The 2,940-nt window shown below is 68.1% G+C and carries 3 protein-coding genes; all 3 read right to left on the reverse strand.

What is annotated here, in order from left to right; genetic code table 11:
• Positions 1–126 precede the first annotated feature (126 nt).
• The 3 genes from H5T77_RS25545 to lipB are packed head-to-tail and all read right to left on the reverse strand — an operon-like array spanning position 127 to position 2,660.
• Positions 127–837 carry a DUF4191 family protein gene (locus H5T77_RS25545; RefSeq protein ID WP_292653421.1) on the reverse strand — a complete coding sequence of 237 codons (711 nt, stop codon included), beginning with the start codon at positions 835–837 and terminating at the stop codon, positions 127–129.
• Positions 838–872: 35 nt separating this feature from the next.
• Positions 873–1,853, reverse strand: coding sequence for a lipoyl synthase (gene lipA / locus H5T77_RS25550; protein WP_292653422.1), 981 nt, complete (start codon positions 1,851–1,853; stop codon positions 873–875).
• A 57-nt stretch (positions 1,854–1,910) separates the two neighbouring features.
• Positions 1,911–2,660 (reverse strand): lipoyl(octanoyl) transferase LipB, encoded by a 750-nt coding sequence (gene lipB / locus H5T77_RS25555; protein ID WP_292653423.1) that lies wholly within the window; start codon positions 2,658–2,660, stop codon positions 1,911–1,913.
• Between the last annotated feature and the right edge of the window lie 280 nt (positions 2,661–2,940).

Here is a 2,940-nt window from a genome sequence, read left to right on the forward strand (position 1 = left end):
CCGGCCCTTACCGCTACGACGACCTGCGTGGATCTCGACCCGCGGTCACGGCCTCGCAAGCTCGGCCGTACGCTCGCACGATCTCCTCGCGTTCGCCCGGCGCAAGCGCCGGGCGAGGCTCGGAGATCAGCGCCCGCGCAGGTTGCCGCGCATGCCCTTCATCGAGGTCGGGACGGGGCCCTTCGGGATCGGCACGGTGCCGCGGGTGGCGTCGACGGCCTTGAGGCGGTTGATGATGTCGGTGATCTCGGGCCCGGCGACCTTGCGGCCGATCTTGGTGACGTGCTTGGTCAGCCGCGGGAGCGGGATCTCGTCCTCACCGTTGCCGGCGACGATGGTCGTGATCGGGACCTCGCCCAGGACCCGGGCGTGGTTGCGCTTGGTGCTGGCCAGGAGCGAGCGGACCTTGCTCGGGCTGTTGCCCTCGCCCACGAGGACGACCCCCGGAGGGCCGACCACCCGGTGGACCAGCGTCTGGCTGCGCGGCTCGACGCCCACGGCCTGGGTGACGGTCCAGCCACGGCGGAGCATGGTCAGGGCTGCGTACCCGCCGCCGACCTGGCCCTCGAGCCGGGCGTACATCACCTTCTGGGCACGCCGCGAGAACACCACCATGGCGGCCAGGAGGCCGGCCAGGAGGGCACCGACGATCGTGAAGATCCAGGAGAAGATGCCCTCGCCGGGCAGGAACCAGAAGATCACGCCGGCGACCGCGGCGACGACCACGAAGATCGCGCCGAGGATGAGGCCGATCTTCGGGTCTGACTGCTTGGTGAGCTTGTAGGTCTCCACCATCTGCTGGCGGCGACTCATGGTGCTCGGATCGGTCTGGGACATCTTCCTCTTTCAGTCTTCAAATTTCGTACGCTGCGTCAGGCGCTGGTCTCGACAGGCTCGACGGTCTCGACAAGCTCGACCACCGTAGACTTGCGTGCTTCGATCGCCTGACGGTACAGCCGACCGGCGCGGTAGGACGAACGAACGAGCGGACCGGACATGACGCCGGAGAAACCGATCTCCTCGGCCTCGGTCTGGAGCTCGACGAACTCCTCGGGCTTGACCCAGCGCTCGACCGGGTGGTGACGCACGCTCGGGCGCAGGTACTGCGTGATCGTGATCAGCTCGCAGCCGGCGCCGTGCAGGTCACGCAGCGCCTCGGAGACCTCTTCGCGGGTCTCGCCCATGCCGAGGATCAGGTTGGACTTGGTGACCAGGCCGAAGTCGCGGGCCTGGGTGATCACGTCGAGGCTGCGCTCGTAGCGGAATGCGGGGCGGATCCGCTTGAAGATCCGCGGGACGGTCTCGACGTTGTGGGCGAGGACCTCGGGGCGGGACTCGAAGACCTCGGTGAGGAGCTCCGGGATGCCGTTGAAGTCGGGGATGAGGTTCTCGACGCCGGTCTCGGGGTTGAGCTCGTGGATCTGCTTGACCGTCTCGGCGTAGAGCCAGGCGCCGCCGTCGGCGAGGTCGTCGCGGGCGACGCCGGTGATCGTGGCGTACTTCAGGCCCATGGTCTGCACGGACTCGGCCACGCGGCGCGGCTCGTCGCGGTCGAGCGCCTGCGGCTTGCCGGTGTCGATCTGGCAGAAGTCGCAGCGGCGGGTGCACTGGTCGCCACCGATGAGGAAGGTGGCCTCGCGGTCCTCCCAGCACTCGAAGATGTTGGGACAGCCGGCCTCCTGGCACACCGTGTGGAGGCCCTCGGACTTCACCAGCGCGGTGAGCTCCTTGTACTCGGGCCCCATCTTCGCTTTGGTCTTGATCCACTCGGGTTTGCGTTCGATCGGAGTCTGCGCGTTGCGGACCTCGAGACGGAGGAGCTTGCGACCTTCTGGGGCAGGAGCTTGAGTCACCCGACAAGGGTACGCCGCCAGGTGTTGGAACCCCGAAGCCAGGCGGCTACTGGTCGGTCACACGCTGGGGGAGAGCAGCGGAACCCTGGGCGTCTTGGCCGGGTCCGCCTTTGCTGGATCAGGCCGTGGGTCCAGGCTCGGGCCGGGCTCGTAGTCGCGCCAGGAGAGCATCTCGGCGACCTTCTCGTGGAGCACCGGCATCGCCTCGGCGTTGCCGATCTGCCGCCCCGCCTCGATCGAGAGCGTCGTCACCCCGGCGTCGGAGATCCCGCACGGCACGAACCGCTCGTACCACCCCAGGTCGACGTCGCAGTTGAGCGCGATGCCGTGCATGGTCACGTGCTGGCTGACCCGCAGCCCGATCGCCCCGACCTTGCGCTCCAGGCGGTGTACGCCGTCCGGGGTCTCACCCGCGGGCAGCCACACGCCGCTGCGGCCCGGGACCCGGTAGACGGTGACACCGAACTCGGCGCAGGTCAGGATCATCGCCTGCTCCAGGCGGCGTACGAAGTCGACGACCTTGACCTTCTCGGGCAGCCGCACGATCGGGTAGGCGACGATCTGGCCGGGGCCGTGGAAGGTCACCTCACCGCCTCGGTCGACGTCGATCACCGGCGCGCCACCGGGATCCGCCGGCCGGTCCTCCGGCTTCGTACGCTTCCCGGCGGTGTAGGTCGGCGGGTGCTCGAGCAGCAGCACCGTGTCGGGCTCTTCCCGGTCGACCACGCGCTGATGGATCTGCTTCTGCAGCTCCCAGGCGTCCAGGTAGTCGATCGTCCCGACATCGACGAAGCGCAGCTCACTCACGCGTCGATCGTACGCCCCTGGAGATCGGCGTCAGATCTCGGTTGTGTGACAGAACACCGATGAGCTGGCAGCGGTGTGCGACGCACTTGGGTCAAGGGCGGGTTCCATCGAGAAGCCAGCCGGTGACGTCACCGACATGTCGGAACTAGACCTTGAGCTGATCGTCGACTATGACAGAGGGTCCGACCTTGTGAACGATTCACAAGGTCGGACCCTCTGTCATAGCGGAGCGCGCCTCCGTGATCCGAACGCGCAGCGGCGCGGCCCCGAGGCGGGGCCG

The organism is Nocardioides sp., from assembly GCF_014360585.1.
Taxonomy (GTDB): Bacteria; Actinomycetota; Actinomycetes; order Propionibacteriales; family Nocardioidaceae; genus Nocardioides.